We start from the raw sequence: 19,071 nt of genomic DNA, 5'->3' as shown, positions 1-19,071 counted from the left end.
ATTCAACCATCAAGATTGATCAGCACGCTCGTCATTGTAACAATGTGCTTAAATACTTCAACGGCTATTGAGGAATCCCATGAGTGCATCTTCGTCTGGAGATAACCGCTGGCAATTCTGGATTGATCGGGGAGGGACATTCACCGATATTGTGGCGCGACGCCCGGATGGCACGTTAGTGATTCACAAGCTACTCAGTGAGAACCCGGAACGCTACACGGATGCACCAGTGCAGGGAATTCGAGACTTATTGGGGATTCCGGCTGAACTCCCGATCCCCGCTGAACAAATTGAAGTGGTAAAGATGGGGACGACGGTAGCGACGAATGCCTTGTTGGAACGAAAAGGCGATCGCACCGTTTTAGTGATTACCCAAGGTTTCCGGGATGCCTTGCGTATCGGCTATCAAAACCGTCCCGATATCTTTGCCCGTCAGATTATCCTACCTGAAATGCTCTACGAACAGGTGATTGAGGTGGAGGAGCGTTACAGTGCTCAGGGTGAAGAGTTAATTCCGGTCAATGTTGAGGCAGTCCGGCAATCTTTGCAGGAAGCTTACGAGGCGGGTATCCGTAGCTGTGCCATTGTTTTTATGCATGGATATCGCTATCCAGCACATGAGAAGGAAGTAGCCACACTAGCACACACTATCGGTTTTACCCAAGTTTCAGTATCTCATGAAGTGACACCCTTGATGAAGTTAGTCAGTCGCGGTGACACAACGGTTGTTGATGCTTATTTATCCCCGATTCTGCGTCGGTATGTGGATCGGGTGGGGAGTCAGTTGAATGTTGACAAGTTGCAGGATGAAGGTTCTCCAGAGTTGGATGTTGATCGGTTACAGGCTGTAGGTATAGCCCAAACGACGCTTCAACCAGGTAACGTGCAACTTTCAGCGTCCGTGACACTGATGTTCATGCAATCCAATGGTGGATTGACGGATGCAGGGCAGTTTCAGGGGAAAGACAGTATTTTATCTGGCCCTGCGGGGGGGATTGTCGGGGCGGTGCAAACCAGTGCGATCGCAGGATTCGACAAAATCATCAGCTTTGATATGGGTGGCACCTCTACCGATGTCGCCCACTACAACGGGGAATACGAACGCACCTTTGAGACGGAAGTGGCGGGTGTGCGGATGCGGACACCGATGATGTCGATTCACACCGTGGCGGCAGGAGGGGGTTCGATTCTGCACTATGATGGGGCGCGCTATCGGGTAGGGCCAGAGTCAGCCGGGGCAAATCCTGGCCCAGCGTCCTATTCTAAGGGTGGCCCATTGACGGTGACGGATGCCAATGTGATGGTGGGCAAGTTGCAACCGGAGTTCTTTCCCAAGGTGTTTGGCCCGAATGCAGATTTGCCGTTAGATGCAGAAGTAGTCAGGCAGAAGTTTACTCAGTTGGCGGCGGATATTGGGGATAATCGCACACCGGAACAGGTGGCGGCGGGATTTTTGGCGATCGCCGTTGAGAAAATGGCGGATGCGATTAAGAAAATCTCGCTTCAGCGGGGGTATGACGTTTCGGAGTATACCTTGTGCTGTTTTGGCGGTGCGGGGGGACAACATGCTTGTTTGATTGCCGATGCGTTGGGGATGAAGCAGGTGTTTATTCATCCTTTTGCCGGGGTGTTGTCGGCGTATGGGATGGGTTTGGCGGATGTCCGAGTATTGCGGGAACGGGCAGTAGAGGCGAAGTTAGATGAGGAATTGCTTAATGTAGGGGCGCAAGGCGTTGCGCCCTTACGGCAGTTGTTGCAGGAGTTGGCGAGAGAGGGGAAGGAGGAAATTAACCACACAGACGCAGAGGACACAGATCACAAAGAAGAAGAGGAGGATTTTCAAGTTTTTGGCAAGGTGCATCTGCGCTATGAGGGGACGGATACGGCGCTGATTGTGGATTTTGGGACGGTTGCGGCGATGCAGCAGCAGTTTGAGGCGGCGCATCGGCAACAGTATGGATTTATTGCACCGGAGAAGGGGTTGATGGTTGAGGCGGTTTCGGTTGAGGTGGTGAAACAGACGTATAACCCGGAAGAACCGATCATTGAACGTCAGACAGAAGAGGCACCGCAACCCGTCGCAACCGTTCAGATGTACACGGCAGATGCATGGCACGAGACGCCAGTCTATCAGCGAGAGAATTTACAACCGGGAGATTGCATTTCTAGTCCTGCCCTAATTATTGAAGCGACGGGTACGAATATCATTGAACCGGGTTGGCAGGCAGAGGTAACCCAGCACAATCATTTAGTCTTGAAGCGCATCAAACCCCTAGATGAGAGTTTAGTCGTCGGCACCCAAGTCGATCCCGTGTTATTAGAAATCTTTAACAACCTATTTCGTTCTATTGCTGAACAAATGGGGATTACGCTCCAAAATACCAGTTCCTCCGTCAACATCAAAGAACGACTCGACTTTTCCTGCGCCATCTTCGACCAACAAGGACAGTTAGTTGCGAATGCACCCCATATCCCTGTGCATTTAGGCTCAATGAGCGAAAGCGTGAGCAGTTTAATTGAAGCACACGGCGATACCCTTCAACCGGGAGATGTGTATGTCCTGAATAACCCTTACAACGGCGGCACTCATCTCCCCGATATTACGGTGATTACCCCAGTCTTTGCACCCTCTCCCTCTCCCACTCTGCCACTCTTCTACGTGGCTTCGCGGGGACACCATGCAGACATCGGTGGGATTACTCCCGGTTCGATGCCTCCCAATAGTACAACGGTAGAGCAGGAAGGGGTGTTAATTGACAACTTCCAGTTAGTTGAACAAGGACGTTTCCGAGAACAAGAATTGAGAGAACTTCTCACTTCTGGCGCTTACCCAGTCAGGAATATCGAGCAAAATATTGCCGACTTGAAAGCGCAAATTGCCGCCAATGGACGCGGTGTGCAAGAGTTGCTGCGGATGGTGCAGCACTACTCCTTAGAGATCGTGCACGCTTACATGGGTTATGTACAGGATAATGCTGAGGCATCCGTGCGTCGTGCGATCGCAGTTCTCAATGATGGTAGTTTCACCGCTAAGCTGGATGATGGCAATCAAATTCAGGTAACCATTACCATTGATCGCCAAAATCTCAGCGCCAAGATTGATTTTACTGGCACGTCTCCCCAATTAGAGAGTAATTTTAATGCGCCGTCTGCCGTGTGCAAAGCCGCTGTTTTGTATGTCTTCCGCACCTTGGTAAATGACGATATTCCCCTCAATGCCGGCTGCCTCAAACCCCTAGAAATTATCATTCCCCAAGGCTGTATGTTGAACCCACGCTATCCTGCTGCTGTAGTTGCAGGAAATGTGGAAACCTCCCAAGCCATTACTGATGCCTTGTATGGTGCCTTAGGAGTCTTAGCCGCCTCTCAGGGAACAATGAATAATTTTACCTTTGGTAATGGGCGCTATCAATACTACGAAACCATCTGCGGCGGTTCGGGTGCGGGTGCTGATTTCGATGGCACAGATGCCGTGCATACTCACATGACTAATTCTCGCCTGACTGACCCGGAAGTGTTGGAATGGCGGTTCCCTGTTTTGTTAGAAGATTTCTACATTCGTCCCAATAGTGGCGGTAAGGGACATCATCATGGTGGCAATGGAGTAATTCGGCGGGTTCGTTTCTTGGAACCCATGACAGCGGCAATTCTTTCGAGTCATCGTGTTGTTCCTCCCTTGGGATTGGAGAGAGGTGAAACGGGTGCTTTAGGCAAGAATTATGTGCAACGGAGTGATGGAACGGTGGAAGAATTAGGAAGTACTGCGGTTGCACAAATGAATCCGGGAGATGTGTTTACAATTGAAACACCTGGAGGCGGGGGATATGGTTCGCTCGCTACCTAATTTTAAGGTAACAATTTATGAAAACAGCAACTCCTGAAATTGCCGAACAACGGGTCATTTTGTCCAATGTCAGTTGGCAAACGTTTGAGCAATTACTCACAGAATTAGGAAATAAAAGAGGCACAAGATTGGCTTACAACGAAGGATTATTAGAGATAATGACACCTTTAGGGCCGCATGAGAATAGTAACCGCTTTATCGACGATCTGATTAGAGCGATCGCAGATGAGTTAAATCTGAATCTCAAAAAGTTTGGTTCTTTAACCCTGAAGCGAGCTAAAAAGTTGAAAGGAGCGGAACCTGACTCCTGTTACTATATTCAAAATGAACCACTGGTAAGAAGCAAGCAAGAGATTGACCTCAATAATGACCCACCTCCAGATTTAGTACTAGAAATCGATATCACCAGTGGTTCTATGGACAAACAGCCAATTTATGCAGCAGTTGGTGTGCCTGAATTTTGGCATTATAACGGCAATAAATTAGAGGTTTTTGTTTTGGAGCAATCAAGCCAAGAGTATCAAAAAGTTAACCAGAGTCCGACTTTTCCTTGGATGCCTTTAGATATTATCCCTAGATTTATTCGCCAAAGTTTGGTCGATGGGGAGACAGTAACTTTACGTGCTTTTCGGGCTTGGGTGAGAGAGCAATAGAAGGGGTGAAGTTCTTTGGCACTACAATTTAATAGATATACTGGAAACTAGATTAATCATTAAATAGGTAAGTAATTTATGACTCGCATAAAACTAGTTCGCCCTCGTCATCGAGGTAGGATATTTCCAGAATTCACAATACCACCGGAGGAGTTAGCCAGAAGGGAAGCTGAAAGAAATACTCGTTGTCAAAAAGCTCGTAGTTTTTTTGAGCAAGTTGCTCCTCAATTGAGAGAAGATCATTACAATTGGTTCATTATCATTGAGCCAAATACTGGGGATTATTTTATTGATCCAGATGAAGAGGTAGCTATGCAAAAAGCTCGTCAGAAGTATCCCATCGGCTGGGTTGTTATTTTCCGTCTCAATGAGACAGGAACCTGCGGTAAAATATGATTTCAGGTAGGTTCGGCGAAATCGGGGAGCTATTTTTTGAAGTTGAGCTTATTGCTGCTGAGGGAGAGAGTTACTCTGTTGAGGTGTTGCTAGATACTGGCTTTACTACAGGTTGGTTAGCACTTGATACCCAAGACGCTGAAAGTTTAGGATGGTCTTTAATTGAAAGTAATCGCACGATGCAGATGGCACGGGGTGAGGGGTATTTTGATATTTATGAGGGAAGAGTTGTACTAGATGAAAAGGAGTACATTATCCCAGTTTTAGCAGGAGCAGGAATTCCCGAACCTCTACTCGGTTTACAGTGGTTGAAAATGCTGCCGCTTGCGGTGAATTTTAATGCTGGAGTGTTGACTCTCGGGTGAATGGAAAAGTGCGATCGCTCCTCAATAAATGTTGTGTGATACCAAATCCGCTTGTCAAAACCCCTTTATAAAAATCGACCACATTCTTTTATCTCAGGGATCTAGGGGTTATGCGGATAAGAGGGGGATGGGAACAGGATTTGGTATGATTTTAAGCTGTTCGTTGTCTAGTTTTACAGGGCAATCTAAGGCCGCAACTGGTTTCAGTCGCTAAATTATCAAATGTAGATGTGCGTCAGCTTATGTGGCTAATAGAATAGATGGCATCATGGGTTACGCACTTCTTCGAGTAATATGTCATCGTAAGTTGCCGAGGTTCCAAAATTTATACTGTAAAGGTATAAGTACATATCTTCGTCATGGTGCATAGTTAGGGGAGGAGTCGTAAGGTGCTGCCATTTCCCATTTCCCTGTCTACGGTCAGAAACCTCATGCTCATAAGCTGGTGTAGAGTTTGAGCCAGAATCTCCTAACCAAATCTGACAAATGGCTTTCTCATCAGCCTTACACCATGTACTAGCCCTGTAGGTTTTACCCGACTTGAACATGACAGGCATTCGCTGATGTATCCGAGCAGCAAACTTTTCAGTCTTATCAAAGTAACTTACTTGTATCCCTTTTCCTGTGCGTCCCTCTGTAGAAATAAATTTTTCTGTTTTATTCCAGAGGTCGGTACCTTGTTCAAAACCGTCTTGAAATAAAGGAACAGTTTGCAGTGTAGGTTTAGGATTTGAAATAGATGAGTCAGAGAGGCTTGAGGGTGTCGGTGTATTTGTAATAGGTGTTTGTGTTCTGGGAGCTATATCATTGCGATTCGTAGGTTTGAGACGAATGGTTTCAATCTTTTCCAGAAGTGGGACTTCTCGACTATAAAGCTCATAACCCTCAGCCTCTACTCTCACCTCAGCGACGGCACTATCACCAGCACAAGGAATAACAAATCTATAAATGCCCTCTTTATTCGTGTCTTCAACATAAGGGTAACTTTTATAGTCCAGTGAAACTTTAGCGCCATCAATTGCTTTTAGAGTTTCCTCATTAAGAACCCGACCGGCATAAGTACATTTGCTTGGTCTGGGTTGGGGTCGTATTGCCAACCAAGCAGGTATGGCTGCTAGGACGGCGACGAGTAAGCTGGCGAGCGCGAGTTTATCCCCTATTGGCAAATATTTTCATATCAAGTTCTAAAGCAGATGCAGGTATGACTACAAACTGAAGTCACCATCTTCCAGATTTTTTGCCATATGTATGCCGAAGGTTACCCTGAAGAGTATTACGCGGATGGTATAGCGGCACCAAATCACCACTGACTGGATCGCGTCCTTCAGTCTTGTTGTACTTGTGATTGTTGCATCCCTGACATGACAAAGCCAAGTTATCCATTACTGTTTCTCCACCTTGGCTTCTGGCAATGATATGTTCAATCGAAAACGGCTGAATAGCAAAACGCGCTTGGCTTCTGCAATATTCACAACATCCATTAGCACGTTCAGCCACAGCCTTTTTTTGTTGAGCCGTAACTCGACTCTCAGGCATAAGTTGGCACCTGAATCCCTAAATTTTCCATTAATGCACTAATGGATGTCCTACGAAGACGCGCCAATTCTGCTAAATATTCTATGCGTTGTGCTTGCAGTTTTTCTATCTGTTCAGTCAATTGAAGTAATTCGCCATGTTCCTCATGAGTGAGAGTTTCAGCCTGTCGCTTAGCCATCAATTCTTCATAGTGCTTCTGAATATCTGAAGGGATACCCTGATTAATTTTTAGTAACAGTTCAGCTTCAGCTTGTGATAACGTTGAGGCTTTGCGTTGCGCCTGTAGCACTAAGACTTGAGATACAAATTGATCTAAATCTGGCAAGCTGAGTTGATCGACAGCTTTGAGCAATTCTTCTGAAGACAGTTGCACTTCAACTTTAATGGTTGACATTTTCTGCCCCTTGCCTATTAATCTGTCGATATTTTATCAATCCTTAAGTCATGCGATCTGCTTGCTCAAGAGAGGAGTTGCTTCAAACAGAGCTGGTACCCTAAGCGATCGCAAACCTTTAACCCATCTCTTCTCCCCACCCACAAGGCATAGCCTTCTCCGCAAATTCTCATAAAAATGCCCTTGCTATTCGTTGCGGCGTATGCAATACTCAAGACTTATAAGCAAATAGTACTGTATCCCGACCGATTAACCGTAGATTAAGCCAAAATCATCAGCCCAACTTGGACGGTGCAGATACTCTCAAGTCGTGAGAACCCTTGGAACTGGGTTGAACTGGGCAGGGTATCTCTGTTTCGCTTAGCCCCTAAGCGACTCAAACCCAGATGATCCGTCACGACAGACACAGAAAAAGGAAATAGGGAGATGTAAGCAACCCTGAATCTGATGAATTCATGCGTTGCGTCGTTTCGTTCCCTATTCCCCGAACAACACTAAGGATGATTGTGCCATGTTATTAAATGTCAGAAAACCACCCACTTATCTGGATATAGCGGTTTCCTTATCCCAGGAACTGGCTCAAGCTGCGGAAAAACGCGATGCCCAAGCAGAAATATCAGAAGATGAAATCGAGCAACTGCGTGAAAGTGGGCTACTCGAATTACTGGTACCGCAGGAATATGGGGGTACAGGAGCCACTTGGATAGACGCGCTAAAAATCGTCTATGAACTTTCCAAAACCGAGGGTTCAATCGGACAGTTGTATGGCAACCATCTGAACTTAACCGTTTTAAGTCATCTCTCTGGAACGCCACAACAAAAAGAAAAATATTATCGCTACACCGCCCAGAATCATGGATTGTGGGCGAGTGCCATTGACACCTGGGATACCAGACTCAGCCTCATTCCAGAAGGCGATCGCTTCCGCCTCAATGGAGTCAAACGCTTTGATTCACTCCTTGCGGCAGCAGATCTGCGGGTATTCTCCGCTTGGCAAGAAGGGGTTCAACAGCCCTTCTTCTGCATAATTCCCAAAGCTCGTTTGGGGGTTACCTCTAATTGGGACAAGATGGGGCAAGAGCGAGGCAATAGCGGTACGTTCACCTTCCACAACGTCCTAATCGAGAAAGATGAGATTTTGGCACCCCATCATCTGCCGAATACTGCCTTTGCCACATTCACGGGAATCATTGCCCAGTTAACGAAAACCTATGTGGAGCTAGGAATTGGGCAAGGTGCTTTGCAAGCGATCGAACAGGAGACTCTGAGCCAACCCAAGCACACTTCAGCGGTAGATAGTGTAGCGTTAGACCCCTACACCCTCGGTGATTACGGCGATGTGTGGATTGAATTGAAAACAGCTATTCGGCTGGCAGATGACGTGGCACAATACCTGCAAGTGTCATGGGAAAAGGGGTTCCAGCTAACCCATGAAGAACGCCAAGACTTAGCCAATGCCGTTTTTTCCGCTGAGGTATATGCCACACGAGTTGGCTTGATGATTACCAACCGCATGTTTGAGCTCATGGGTAACTCCAGTACAGTTTCCAACCGTCGCTTTGACCGTTATTGGCAGAATCTGCGTACCTTTGGGGGTGTGTCGATGCCCTGGCATGGTGTACCCCAAACTTGGACTCTCACTCATTTTCCACGACAACAAACTCCCTGCTGAAATCGGCTTAAGTAGGCGTAATTGTCTCAATCCATAAACCCGTCTCAGTGACGTACTCCAGTTTCCGATCGCTTTTCAAGTCGGTTGCTCGCTTCTTTTGAGCTGAATTCATTTATACAGGATAGGTTGCAAGATGAAACTCTGTATTGTGACGCCCAGTGTCATTAAAAATGATGGTCAAGGTCGGGTGAATTATGAGATTGTTAGGGAATTGCTCCAGCGCAATCACCAAGTCACTGTGGTATCGAGCCAATTAGCCCCAGAACTGCAACACAACAGTCAAGTTAACTGGATTTCAATTCCTGTCAAAGAGTTACCCACCCAACTTGTGCGCGAGGTGGTATTCTCTTGGCGCAGTGCGGATTGGTTACGTCAACATCGTCAAGAGTTTGACTTGGTAATCGCCAACGGCGCAGTCACTTCGGCAGGGGCAGATGTGAATATGGTATCGTTTGTGCATCGGGCATGGCTCTCGTCTCCCTTCCATGTTTCACGGGTTCGTCGAGATTTTTATGGTCTTTACCAATGGCTCTACACATTCCTAAATGCTCATTGGGAAAGAACCGCCTTCCGTCAAGCCAAAGTGGTTGTGGGAGTATCACAACGGATTAAGAGAGAATTAGTCGAGACGGGTATCCCACCAAAGCGCATTCGTGTCATTCCCTGTGGCGTTAATTTACAGGAGTTTTCTCCAGGTTCGGCGAATCGCCGTCTATGGGGTCTACCGGAAGACGTACCCTTGGCTCTGTTTGCGGGAGACATCCGCCTCAATCGCAAGAACTTAGATACGGTTTTGCACGCTTTGGTGAATGTGCCTGATTTACACTTAGCCGTTGCAGGCGAAACAGAAGGTAGCCCTTATCCCGAAATCGCTGCACGGCTCGGCTTGAGTCAGCGGGTGCATTTCCTGGGATTACAACGGGGCATCTCGGAACTCTTGCGATCAGTTGATGTGTTTGTGTTTCCTTCACGGTACGAGCCTTTTGGTCTAGTTGTGTTGGAAGCGATGGCTACTGGTTTACCTGTAATTACGGCAACCACAACGGGTGCGGCTGAGATTGTCACGCCTGAATCTGGAATTGTCTTGTCTGACTCAGAGGATGTGCAGGCATTAACACAGGCACTTTTGCGGCTGACACGAGACCCCGTCTTACGATATCACATGGGTCATGCTGCTCGAACGGTAGCACAGCAGCATAGTTGGACTGATATGGCTCACAGCTACGTCAACTTATTTGAGGAGATAGCCAGTCATGAGGCGCAGGTTTCGCCGGTTTGGTTGAAGTCTAATATTCCAGCGTTCGAGCTATAAATCGGAAGTGGATTGAGCGCATTTTTGTGGTGTTTTGTCAATTAAAAGCCGACCCATCAATGGTCGGCTTTTGTTTATTGAAACAGTGTTTTTATTCCGATCAGGAAATAATTAGGGCTTGCTGAATAAGTCGGCGAAAAACAACCGATGGATTAATCAGTTATTTAATCCTGGAATAATAATGAGCTTTTGTTGTTGTTAATTCCCACAAGCATAAGCCGAATTAATAGTTATCGAGAAAAAAGGCGTGATGTTGTGTATCGCACAAAAAAAGACAAAAAAACTGCCGTAGCAGGGTGGAAAGATTCATGACTAAAAAAGTGATAGCAATAGCCGTTTGAGAAGTATGAGGCAGTTTAGCCATGACGCGATTCAAGCTAAATCTTCGCTTTGAGATGCCAAATTTTCCTTCAATAGCATTGCGAACCTTCTCGTCGTCTAAGGCTTGTTTCTTTTTGTCTGAGCTGACATTAGCTGGAGGTCTGCCTAAGGGGGGGCCACTTATTCTAATCCCTCTTTCTTTACAGAATGCTCGATTCTCGCGATTTCGATAAATTCTATCTACATGTACTGATTCGGGATAGACTCCTGTGTGCTGTTTAAATGCTTCTATTTGGGCTTTTAAGTCTCCGGCTTCATTAAAGTTATCCCAGCTTATACGGTCTAAAAAGACATATCCATCTCTGACGCTTGCTGCTAGTTTAGCTCCAAATTCTACAGGTTTTCCGGCTTTTCCTCTCACAATTGGACGGATATGGGGCTGACTTAAACTGACTATTCTGTCGTCAATTCTCTGGGCTTTATTCTCATACATCCATTGCTGTTGACGGTAAACTTCCGCCACCACCAGCAAGCTCTTATATTGAGAGATGCTCAAACCCTCAAGTGCTTCTCCTGTCTGAAGGAGCTGGTCAATGTGTGATAAATTTCTTTTTATATATTTCAGTTGTTTTTTTATAGCTTTTCTTCTCTCTTTTCTTGACGATCTCCGTTTTTTGGCGACTTTCAAGTAATCTTTCCGAGCGAGGTTTCTATAAGTTTTTGGCTTTTTCTTTAGTCTCCCTTTTAGGGGCTTATAGAGAGTATCTATTATCTTTTCCGTTTTGACTCTGGCTTGATTTAATAGACCCAAGTCATTGGGATAGCTGATATCTCCTGGCGCACAGGTAGCATCCAGAATTAATTTCCCTTGATTCGGGCTTTCTCTTGTTTCTTGCCTTTCTGAGAGTGAGCTTTTTTTTTAGATTCCTCCTCTGTTTCTTCCTGAATCTTCTTTACCATTCTTTGATTTATTTGATTTACTAAATCAACATTTATCCTTTCTCTAAATCTTACCAAAAGTGAGGCATCATAAGGGGCTTCGTTGCTGTAATGCTTTCTCCCTATAAAGTATTGTAAGTAAGGGTTTTCTTTTATTTGTTCTACTGTTTCCCGATCGCTTATTCCTAATCTTTCTTTGATTATTAATGAACCCAATGCCATCCGAAATGGCAGCGCAGGTGCCCCCATATCAATAGAAAAAATTTTGGCGTATTCCTCTTCAAATTCATCCCAGGGTATCAGATTTGCCATGATTACCCAACGGTTATCTTGTGATAACTTTCCCTCAAAGGGCAGCTCAAAGTTTTCCGGTGGGGTCGGGCTTGAGGAAGCTTTTCTGTACATTTTCCCTGCTCTTGGTACAAGGATTTTGTGGGATTCTACCAGATTTCCTGGGAGCTGAACAACTTTCAAGACCGCTCAAACTATTTATAGCTAAGGGTTTCCGGTTTTTACAGCAAACCCTAATTATCTGCGTTTATTGGAAGTCAGAATCACGGGGACTTCTCCAAACCGACGAAAAGGATATAGGCGTTCTAAGGCCAGTAGCAGAAAAACAATTAAAAATTGAACAGGCCACGGAGCAAGAGCAAACCCAAAAATTAAGCTGAGGATGGCGCTACCAGCTGCCAGAATGCGGGAAATTTCGTGAGAGGCTTTCAGTGATATTAAAAGGCTTCCAATAGCGAGGATTAAAAGGAAGAAAAATAAAGGAAGCATATCAATAACCTCATAATAAATTGTCAGGAGACTTTTCTCAGCCTTTATGGCTGCAAAAACCAACCATAGATTGTAGGCTAACACTGATGGATAAGAAAAACTTGTACTTTAGATAAATAATGCTAATTTATTCAGAAATCTTTGCATAACTTTTTGTAGAATTCTGAACCGAGTCTTGCATAAAATTCACGAGCCAGTTTTTGAGGTAATAAGTGGCACGGCAGTCATCCTCGTTGTACCGCAAAATCACATCCAAAACAGAGCGATCGCTTGTCTTTAACCATTGGTTGTACAAACAAACACATTGGGAACCTGTCACCCCCGCATCACGCCACTCAAAGCCTATCCATCGAGCGAGGTGTTTGAGAGAATAGCTCTCCACGGGCAAGGTTGCTGTGTTCATTACATACCCATGCACATCCACAAACTGAGAGAGTAGCCGTTGCAGTTGAGGTTGTGGGGTTTGATAAAGCTTGGCTAAACGCTTAATTGTCTCAACTTCGTAGTCAGAGAAATGGAAGATGGGAGCGTCTGGGTAGAGCGATACCAAATCTAAAAATTGCTCCCAGATTAAAGCTTCATCACTGGGATATTGGGCAAATAAAGGATAAAACGTTTCGGTATCCGTGCGATAGTCAATTACCAAAACACCTAGCAAATAATCAAGATTCAGTTCTGGCTCTGCCTCAATATCAAAGTAAAGTTCAACCGATGCTGTGGGTAAAGTCTCAGTGCTGGTGAAAAACGGCGTTGTCTGGGTTTCTTCCCCATCTCTGTGACGAACAATCGCTCGATTCTGCACATTGGATTGCGCTTGTTGCACTAAATCCAACGCGACTTCGTTCCCAACGGCGGGTTCTAGTAAGCTAATGGTCGATTGGGCTAGAGATTCTACCGTAGTGACACCCAACGCTTGCAAATCTCGATAACGACTGGGCGTTACTCCAGGTAACAGAGAAATGTGCTGCTGGGATTTGGCGATCGCATAACAACGGCTGTACCAGTGGCAAAGACTACATTTCTGACGAGAAATAAATACCTCTGGTTCTTGTTGCTGGAGTAGGGTTCCGATGCAATCTGAAACAACTTCCTGCATCAGCGGCACCCACCGTTCTAGACTCACGCTGTAGGCATCTTGACGGCGTAAAATCAACTGAGCCGTATTGGGTAAGACGCCTTGTGCCTCTGCTAAAAGATGGGCTGCAAACGCTGCAACAATTTGATACTCTGGTTTGGGACGCTTACCGAGCTTAATGTGAGTAGGAGCATACATCCAATCCCCAAAATGCGATGACCCAGGCTGTTTGACCAGCAAATCGGGACGGCTCAACAAGGTTATCCCTTCAGGGGTTTGCCTCAGTAGCACCCCTTGGGAAATTTGCTCTACCCCTTGCTGCATTAACTTCAACGTCGCCTGTGCCCCAGCTTCCCAATCTCCCCTAGGATACTTCGGGGACTGATGGGGCAAGGCATCAAAAATCGCTTGCCGATACGCCCAGCTATCCTGTCGGAGTTTCAGCAAAAAGTCCTGTTCTGGGTCGCGTTCGGCAGGGTCGCTGTAAACATCCAGAAATACTCGACGTTGGCAACGTTTGTAATAGAGCAGTAAATCATCCGTGATCAGCATGGCCTCAAGCCCTGACGACTCTGCTTGAACCATGACTGACACCAATTAGCGGGTTTGACAATAATTTTGGAATAACAAAACTGTTCCATTATAAATATCTTTTAAGGCAATGAGTGAGGCTGGGGAAGGCAGTTCTTCAACGATCAAGCCTGTAATAGACAGGTTAACTGAATTTTTTATGATCGTTACATTCCCATTGATCCATTCTCCAAACACGCTTCTGGGCATAGGATTTTCCTAAGATCAATTAAGCTGTAGGGTTAGGAGTCAAAGGAGGGATTGTGGCTTTTAAAGTTGGTTTGCTAGGCGTCGGAACCGTTGGCACAGGAACGGCACAGATTTTACTCAATCCAGAAGGGCGTCAGCCGTTGTTGCAAGAGATTGAGATTCATCGGGTGGGGGTGCGATCGCTCGATAAGCCGAGAGAGGTTCAACTACCACCGGAGTTGATGACCACGGACTTAGAGTCGATTGTGACTGACCCAGCCGTGGATATTGTGGTTGAAGTACTAGGCGGGTTGGAACCGGCGCGATCGCTCATTCTCAAAGCCATTACCCAGGGCAAGCATGTGGTTACCGCCAACAAAGCTGTAATTTCCCGTTATGGGGCTGAAATTTTTACAGCAGCAGAAGAGGCAGGAGTCTACGTTCTTTTAGAAGCGGCGGTTGGGGGTGGTATCCCCGTGATTCAACCCCTCAAACAATCTTTAGGTGTCAATCGCATCCAGAGTGTGATTGGTATTGTTAATGGTACAACCAACTACATCCTGACTCGGATGCAAACTGAGGGGGGTGAATTTAGCGACATCCTCGCCGACGCCCAAAGTTTGGGTTATGCCGAAGCTGACCCCACCGCTGATGTGGATGGCTTGGATGCAGCAGATAAGATTGCCATTCTCGCTTCCCTCGCCTTCGCTGGACGCATTAAACTCGACGATGTCTACTGTGAAGGCATTCGCCAAGTCAGTGCGGCGGATATTTCCTATGCCCAGAAACTGGGGTTTGTGATTAAATTGCTGGCGTTTGCCAAGCGAGAAGAATTAGCAGCAACCGCTCCCCCAGATGCAGATTTATTACAGGTGAGAGTTCATCCCACATTGCTCCCCAAGACGCATCCATTAGCCAGTATTAATGGGGTTTACAATGCGATTTTAGTGGAAGGCGACCCGATTGGACAGGTGGTCTTTTCCGGGCCAGGTGCGGGTTCTGGGCCAACGGCGAGTGCAGTGGTGTCGGATATTTTGAACATTGCCGCTGTTTTGAAAACGGCTGGGGAGTCTCACCGATTGCATCCCTTGTTGAGTTGTGCCCATCAACATTATTGTGCGATCGCGCCGATGTCAGAACTCGTTACTCGATTTTATGCGCGTTTTCTGACGAAAGATTGTCCTGGTGTTATTGGTCACTTAGGAACCAGTTTTGGTAATCATCATGTGAGTTTGGAGTCAATTGTGCAGACTGGATTTCGGGATGATTTAGCAGAAATTGTTGTCGTCACTCACGATGTTCGCGAGGGGAATTTCCGACAGGCTTTGGATGAAATTCGGACGTTAGAAGCTGTTGATAGCATTCCCAGCATTTTGCGAGTGCTTTAGGTGTTGCGAACATTCAAGTCTCTGGTTGTAGGAGAGCTGACATAATGAACAGTAAAGCGGGAAGAAAGCGAATATGACGGCTCTTACTCCTACAGCCAAACAATCCCAACCGTTCTATCCCAGTGCTGATGGTGAACCGGTGGCAGAAACTTATACTCATCTCTATGCTCTACTCACAACATTGGAAGTGTTGAGGCAATATCTAAAAGGCCGTCAGGCAACGGTTTTAGGGAATCAATTTTTGTACTATGCTCAAGGTTTTCCTAAGTTGCGAGTCGCTCCTGATGTGATGGTGATTTTTGATGTGGAGCCGGGAGGACGGGACAACTATAAAATTTGGGAAGAAGGTCAGGTTCCAGTTGTTATTTTTGAGATGACTTCTGGAGGAACTCAAGCCCAAGATACAGGGTTTAAAAAAACATTGTATGAGCAGTTAGAGGTTCAGGAATATTGGTTATTTGACCCCAAAGGGGAGTGGATAGAAGAGCGATTGCAGGGATATCGACTCCGGGGAGAGAGCTATGAATTAATTACAGATAGCCGAAGTGAACCGTTGCAGTTGCGCTTAGCTGTGGAAGGAGAACTGATTGGGTTTTATCGGGAAGATACGGGGGAAAAGTTGTTAATTCCCGATGAGTTGGTGGAGGCACTTCAAGCAGAAGTTAAGGCTCGACAGCAAGCCGAGGAGAGAGCAGAACAAGCAGAAGCAATGCTCGCTCGTTATCGAGAACGTTTTGGGGAGTTGCCTGAGTAAACTGACCGATATTATAAGGCGATCGCTATGATGGTAACAACTCAGAAACTAACCTTCTAGGAGTATCTGACTTCCTCAGACGGGGCTGGAGAAGATTAACGAGAGTTCATAAAAATGCATACATCTCACCGATTGCAAATGACCAATGACCAGAAGCCCACGGTACGACCCGGATGAGAACGTCTCACGGCATGGCGCAACTGACCCAGACAAGTGTGAGGACATGGCTGATAAGTACGGCTGGAACCTTGTCAGGATTGAGGAAACTGGCGATTCAATGCTTGAGGTTGATTGTGTTTTTGAGGGCGAAACCGAGTTCCCACCTAGCCCCTATGAACCCAAACACGAGAGGGAGGAATAACTTGTGAAGAGATGGATTGTCTTCAAAACTGAATCAGCTTCATCGAAGGGGTGGAAGGAGCGCAAGTTGCAACCTGCTGGACACTTAACCCGGATGCTGGCTGAGTATTTGGATTGCTCTGATAAGGCACTGCCAGAACCAGGCTATCGTCCGCGTGAGTTTGCCCGCTTTGAAGAGTCCGTCGATCCAAACTTCCCGGATGCTAGCACTCATGTGCGTTGGTCTGACTGGGAAGTGAGTCGGGTTGAGTGGTTCAAGTCGGTTGACTCGGCTGAGTATGATGAGATTGTTGTGTGCTATTGCCGCTATTCACCCATTGAGCCGGAGTGGAAGGAGTTACCCAAGATTGGCGTTTTGCAAGAGGGTAAATTTTGATTCGATATAGAATCTATCTGTAGCTGTAGAGTAGAGATACTGATGACAATAAATACTCCTCTAATTGTTGATGGACCTAACTTCATTAATCGCCTTCTTGATCTAGGAATCGTTCCTGTACATCTTTCAAGGCAACTTTCACTACGAGGACTCATTGACTATTTAAATATTCAACTGGCAGAGCTACCAGACCCGATTTCACCATGCATAAGCGCTGAGTTTGTTTGTTCTCCAAAGAAATTCGGTTCAGGTTCAAGGAAATTTGCTCAAGAACATCAGGATTCAATGCTTAATCGATTCAGAGCGGAGATTGGAGTGTTTGTAGATGTAGTGAGTATTCCCGGTTCTTCAGAGAAAGGAGTTGACACAACAATTGCCGGAAAAATTGAGGACTATGCAAGCCATTCGGATGCAGTTATTCTTGCGTCCGCTGATCGAGACTATATTCCTACCTTACATAGACTACGTCGCAAGACCCGAATTTTACTTGTTTCAGTGAAAGGAGATGCGCCTATTGATCTTCAGAATGAGGCTTATACTACACTGACGATTGGTGATGATTTAGCGCATCTTTTTACTTATTCATATCCTAGATATCATATTGATGATTTGAATGCAGAGACTTGTGCAGTTCTGTATTCAGAGTCCGATGACCGAGTCCGGAATCAACTTCGTGTAGACGGTGACGGTACAGTTTACATTTCCAAGAATTATGTTGGTTCCGCTAACCTTGATGGTGTTAGATTCCGCTTTGAGACCTGGGCGTCTTATACAGGATATATCGGTCCTCTAGCTGCGAGCGATCAAGAATACATTTCAAGAGAGCTTGCGAATATTAAAAAGGCGTGGTCTATGGGGCGCAAAGGCTATATAGACTGGCTTCCATAGTTCTACAGCGTCAGTGTTACTGCGTCAATCTAACCTAGAGCAACGGGTGAGCGAACTATTTTAAGACAGCATCTGTTACAAATTCTACCCATTCACCATTGTTATAAATGATAGCCGTAATATTAAATCCGTCAGTATTGGCATAATTAACATCTAAATAGATTTTTGCGTTGTCTGGTAATTTCTCTAAAATGGTTTTTAATTTATTGACGGTCAAAGGTTGTTCAATAATAATCTTGTTTTCCATTATATTTCTCTAATTGTTAAATTTTTCAGTAGTAAGCCTTAGTACGCTACTATTTTATCCAATGCAAAAGCTGTACGCAAAGCATCGTTCATAAACTGCAAGCGTGAGGATGCTGAAGTAGATAGCGATTGCCCTCGGCACCAGCGAAGCTGATCGCTCTCACTCCCATAAGCTACGATCAACCCAAAGGCTTGAGAGAGAAAACCCATGTCTGAGCAAGTGCGTTATGTTACCAACGAGCAGGGGGAGCGAGTTGGCGTCTTGTTAGATTTGGAAGCCTACAATCGACTAGCAAACCCATTAGCTCTAGATGACGAGTGCTTAATTGGCTTAAGCCGAGATGAGCTGCAAGCGTTAGCCGATAGTAAGCTAGCTCCCACCGCACAAAATCAATTGAACGATTTGCTAGTTCAGAATGCAGAATCTCAACTCTGTGCCGACGAAATTGCCAATCTAGAGCGTCTCTTAGCACAAGTCGATCAATTGACAATCCTCAAAACCAGAGCCAGATATACTCTGCACTGTCTAGAAACATTGGCAACGGTGGCGTGAGCGCTTATATTCCTGCTGAGTTACAGCGACAAGTTCGTACCCATTTTAGAAATTGCTGCGCCTATTGCCGCACGGCTGAAGCTCTGACAGTTGCAATTTTTGAGTTTGAACACATTCTCCCTCGTTCGGCTGGTGGAGAGACAATATTCGAGAATGTCTGTCTTTCCTGTCCTACCTGTAATCGCTACAAAGCCACACTCCAAACAGCGTTAGACCCTACTACCCAACAGACAGTTCCTTTGTTTCATCCCCATCGCCAAGTGTGAGAGGAGCATTTTACGTGGAGTGAGGATGGGACAGAATTAGTAGGATTGACATCTATTGGTCGAGCAACAATTGCTGCATTGAAAATGAATCATCCCCAGTTGATTCGGGTGCGTCAGATGTGGGTGAAGGTAGGGGAACATCCACCAAAATTTGAGTGAGCGAAGAAGTGCTGTGTTGAGAGAGAATTGCGATC

The 19,071-nt window shown here is 45.9% G+C and carries 19 protein-coding genes and 2 pseudogenes; 13 read left to right on the top strand and 8 right to left on the bottom strand.

Annotated features, from left to right (window positions below; all coding sequences use genetic code 11):
* Window positions 1-79 precede the first annotated feature (79 nt).
* The 4 genes from MIC7113_RS23625 (at window position 80) to MIC7113_RS23610 (ending at window position 5,258) form a co-directional block, all read left to right on the top strand.
* A complete protein-coding gene (locus MIC7113_RS23625) occupies window positions 80-3,844 on the top strand; it encodes a hydantoinase B/oxoprolinase family protein (protein ID WP_015184714.1) in 3,765 nt (1,254 codons plus the stop codon).
* A 17-nt stretch (window positions 3,845-3,861) separates the two neighbouring features.
* Window positions 3,862-4,497, top strand: coding sequence for a Uma2 family endonuclease (locus tag MIC7113_RS23620; RefSeq protein WP_015184713.1), 636 nt, complete (start codon window positions 3,862-3,864; stop codon window positions 4,495-4,497).
* A 78-nt stretch (window positions 4,498-4,575) separates the two neighbouring features.
* Window positions 4,576-4,893 (top strand): hypothetical protein, encoded by a 318-nt coding sequence (locus MIC7113_RS23615; RefSeq protein ID WP_015184712.1) that lies wholly within the window; start codon window positions 4,576-4,578, stop codon window positions 4,891-4,893.
* Window positions 4,890-5,258: an aspartyl protease gene (locus tag MIC7113_RS23610; RefSeq protein WP_015184711.1), complete on the top strand. Its 369-nt coding sequence runs from the start codon at window positions 4,890-4,892 to the stop codon at window positions 5,256-5,258. The genes MIC7113_RS23615 and MIC7113_RS23610 overlap by 4 nt, the downstream gene beginning before the upstream one ends.
* Before the next feature lie 266 nt (window positions 5,259-5,524).
* Here the strand turns inward: MIC7113_RS23610 and MIC7113_RS23605 are convergent, their stop codons facing one another.
* The 3 genes and pseudogenes from MIC7113_RS23605 to MIC7113_RS23595 form a co-directional block, all read right to left on the bottom strand.
* Window positions 5,525-6,424: a carbohydrate-binding protein gene (locus MIC7113_RS23605; RefSeq protein WP_015184710.1), complete on the bottom strand. Its 900-nt coding sequence runs from the start codon at window positions 6,422-6,424 to the stop codon at window positions 5,525-5,527.
* Window positions 6,425-6,533: 109 nt separating this feature from the next.
* A pseudogene (locus MIC7113_RS23600) lies at window positions 6,534-6,794 on the bottom strand (HNH endonuclease); the annotation flags it as partial.
* Window positions 6,787-7,188 carry a hypothetical protein gene (locus tag MIC7113_RS23595; protein ID WP_015184708.1) on the bottom strand — a complete coding sequence of 134 codons (402 nt, stop codon included), beginning with the start codon at window positions 7,186-7,188 and terminating at the stop codon, window positions 6,787-6,789. The pseudogene MIC7113_RS23600 and the gene MIC7113_RS23595, both read right to left, overlap by 8 nt.
* Before the next feature lie 511 nt (window positions 7,189-7,699).
* Here MIC7113_RS23595 and MIC7113_RS23590 point away from each other — a divergent pair.
* Both MIC7113_RS23590 and MIC7113_RS23585 read left to right on the top strand, forming a co-directional pair.
* A complete protein-coding gene (locus MIC7113_RS23590) occupies window positions 7,700-8,860 on the top strand; it encodes an acyl-CoA dehydrogenase family protein (protein WP_015184707.1) in 1,161 nt (386 codons plus the stop codon).
* A 133-nt stretch (window positions 8,861-8,993) separates the two neighbouring features.
* A complete protein-coding gene (locus MIC7113_RS23585) occupies window positions 8,994-10,172 on the top strand; it encodes a glycosyltransferase family 4 protein (protein WP_015184706.1) in 1,179 nt (392 codons plus the stop codon).
* Window positions 10,173-10,395: 223 nt separating this feature from the next.
* Here MIC7113_RS23585 and MIC7113_RS35540 read toward each other — a convergent pair.
* The 4 genes from MIC7113_RS35540 to MIC7113_RS23560 all read right to left on the bottom strand — a co-directional run bounded on the left by MIC7113_RS35540 (window position 10,396) and on the right by MIC7113_RS23560 (window position 14,067).
* A protein-coding gene (locus tag MIC7113_RS35540) for an IS5 family transposase (RefSeq protein ID WP_390464103.1) occupies window positions 10,396-11,837 on the bottom strand; the annotation gives its coding sequence in 2 pieces (ribosomal slippage) (window positions 10,396-11,414 and window positions 11,414-11,837; 1,443 coding nt in all).
* Between the two features lie 123 nt (window positions 11,838-11,960).
* The gene (locus MIC7113_RS33775; RefSeq protein WP_051055782.1) at window positions 11,961-12,296 is read right to left on the bottom strand and encodes a hypothetical protein; all 336 of its coding nucleotides are present in this window, start codon (window positions 12,294-12,296) and stop codon (window positions 11,961-11,963) included.
* A gap of 43 nt (window positions 12,297-12,339) precedes the next feature.
* On the bottom strand, window positions 12,340-13,872 hold the full coding sequence (locus tag MIC7113_RS23565; protein ID WP_015184705.1) for a TM0106 family RecB-like putative nuclease: 1,533 nt from the start codon (window positions 13,870-13,872) through the stop codon (window positions 12,340-12,342).
* 12 nt (window positions 13,873-13,884) lie between these two features.
* Window positions 13,885-14,067, bottom strand: coding sequence for a hypothetical protein (locus MIC7113_RS23560; RefSeq protein WP_015184704.1), 183 nt, complete (start codon window positions 14,065-14,067; stop codon window positions 13,885-13,887).
* 53 nt (window positions 14,068-14,120) lie between these two features.
* On the opposite strand from MIC7113_RS23560, the gene MIC7113_RS23555 reads away from it, so the two are divergent.
* The 5 genes from MIC7113_RS23555 (at window position 14,121) to MIC7113_RS35535 (ending at window position 17,812) form a co-directional block, all read left to right on the top strand.
* Complete coding sequence (locus tag MIC7113_RS23555; RefSeq protein ID WP_015184703.1) at window positions 14,121-15,434, top strand: homoserine dehydrogenase; 1,314 nt, start codon at window positions 14,121-14,123, stop codon at window positions 15,432-15,434.
* Window positions 15,435-15,507: 73 nt separating this feature from the next.
* Entirely contained in the window at window positions 15,508-16,188 is a 681-nt protein-coding gene (locus tag MIC7113_RS23550; protein WP_015184702.1) for a Uma2 family endonuclease, read from the top strand.
* Between the two features lie 145 nt (window positions 16,189-16,333).
* Entirely contained in the window at window positions 16,334-16,549 is a 216-nt protein-coding gene (locus MIC7113_RS23545) for a hypothetical protein (RefSeq protein ID WP_015184701.1), read from the top strand.
* Window positions 16,550-16,552: 3 nt separating this feature from the next.
* Window positions 16,553-16,924 carry a hypothetical protein gene (locus MIC7113_RS23540; protein WP_015184700.1) on the top strand — a complete coding sequence of 124 codons (372 nt, stop codon included), beginning with the start codon at window positions 16,553-16,555 and terminating at the stop codon, window positions 16,922-16,924.
* Between the two features lie 42 nt (window positions 16,925-16,966).
* The gene (locus MIC7113_RS35535) at window positions 16,967-17,812 is read left to right on the top strand and encodes an NYN domain-containing protein (RefSeq protein WP_015184699.1); all 846 of its coding nucleotides are present in this window, start codon (window positions 16,967-16,969) and stop codon (window positions 17,810-17,812) included.
* Window positions 17,813-17,867: 55 nt separating this feature from the next.
* On the opposite strand, the gene MIC7113_RS23530 is transcribed toward MIC7113_RS35535, so the two are convergent.
* Window positions 17,868-18,059: a hypothetical protein gene (locus MIC7113_RS23530; protein WP_015184698.1), complete on the bottom strand. Its 192-nt coding sequence runs from the start codon at window positions 18,057-18,059 to the stop codon at window positions 17,868-17,870.
* 207 nt (window positions 18,060-18,266) lie between these two features.
* Between MIC7113_RS23530 and MIC7113_RS23525 the strand changes: the two genes are divergently transcribed.
* Both MIC7113_RS23525 and MIC7113_RS39095 read left to right on the top strand, forming a co-directional pair.
* Window positions 18,267-18,611: a hypothetical protein gene (locus MIC7113_RS23525; protein WP_015184697.1), complete on the top strand. Its 345-nt coding sequence runs from the start codon at window positions 18,267-18,269 to the stop codon at window positions 18,609-18,611.
* A pseudogene (locus tag MIC7113_RS39095) lies at window positions 18,608-19,036 on the top strand (HNH endonuclease). Before MIC7113_RS23525 ends, MIC7113_RS39095 begins: the two are co-directional and overlap by 4 nt.
* Window positions 19,037-19,071 lie beyond the last annotated feature (35 nt).

Source organism: Allocoleopsis franciscana PCC 7113, assembly GCF_000317515.1.
GTDB classification, from domain to species: Bacteria; Cyanobacteriota; Cyanobacteriia; order Cyanobacteriales; family Coleofasciculaceae; genus Allocoleopsis; species Allocoleopsis franciscana.
Note: the sequence above shows the minus strand (reverse complement) of the source record. Positions and strands in the feature narration are given on the sequence as shown.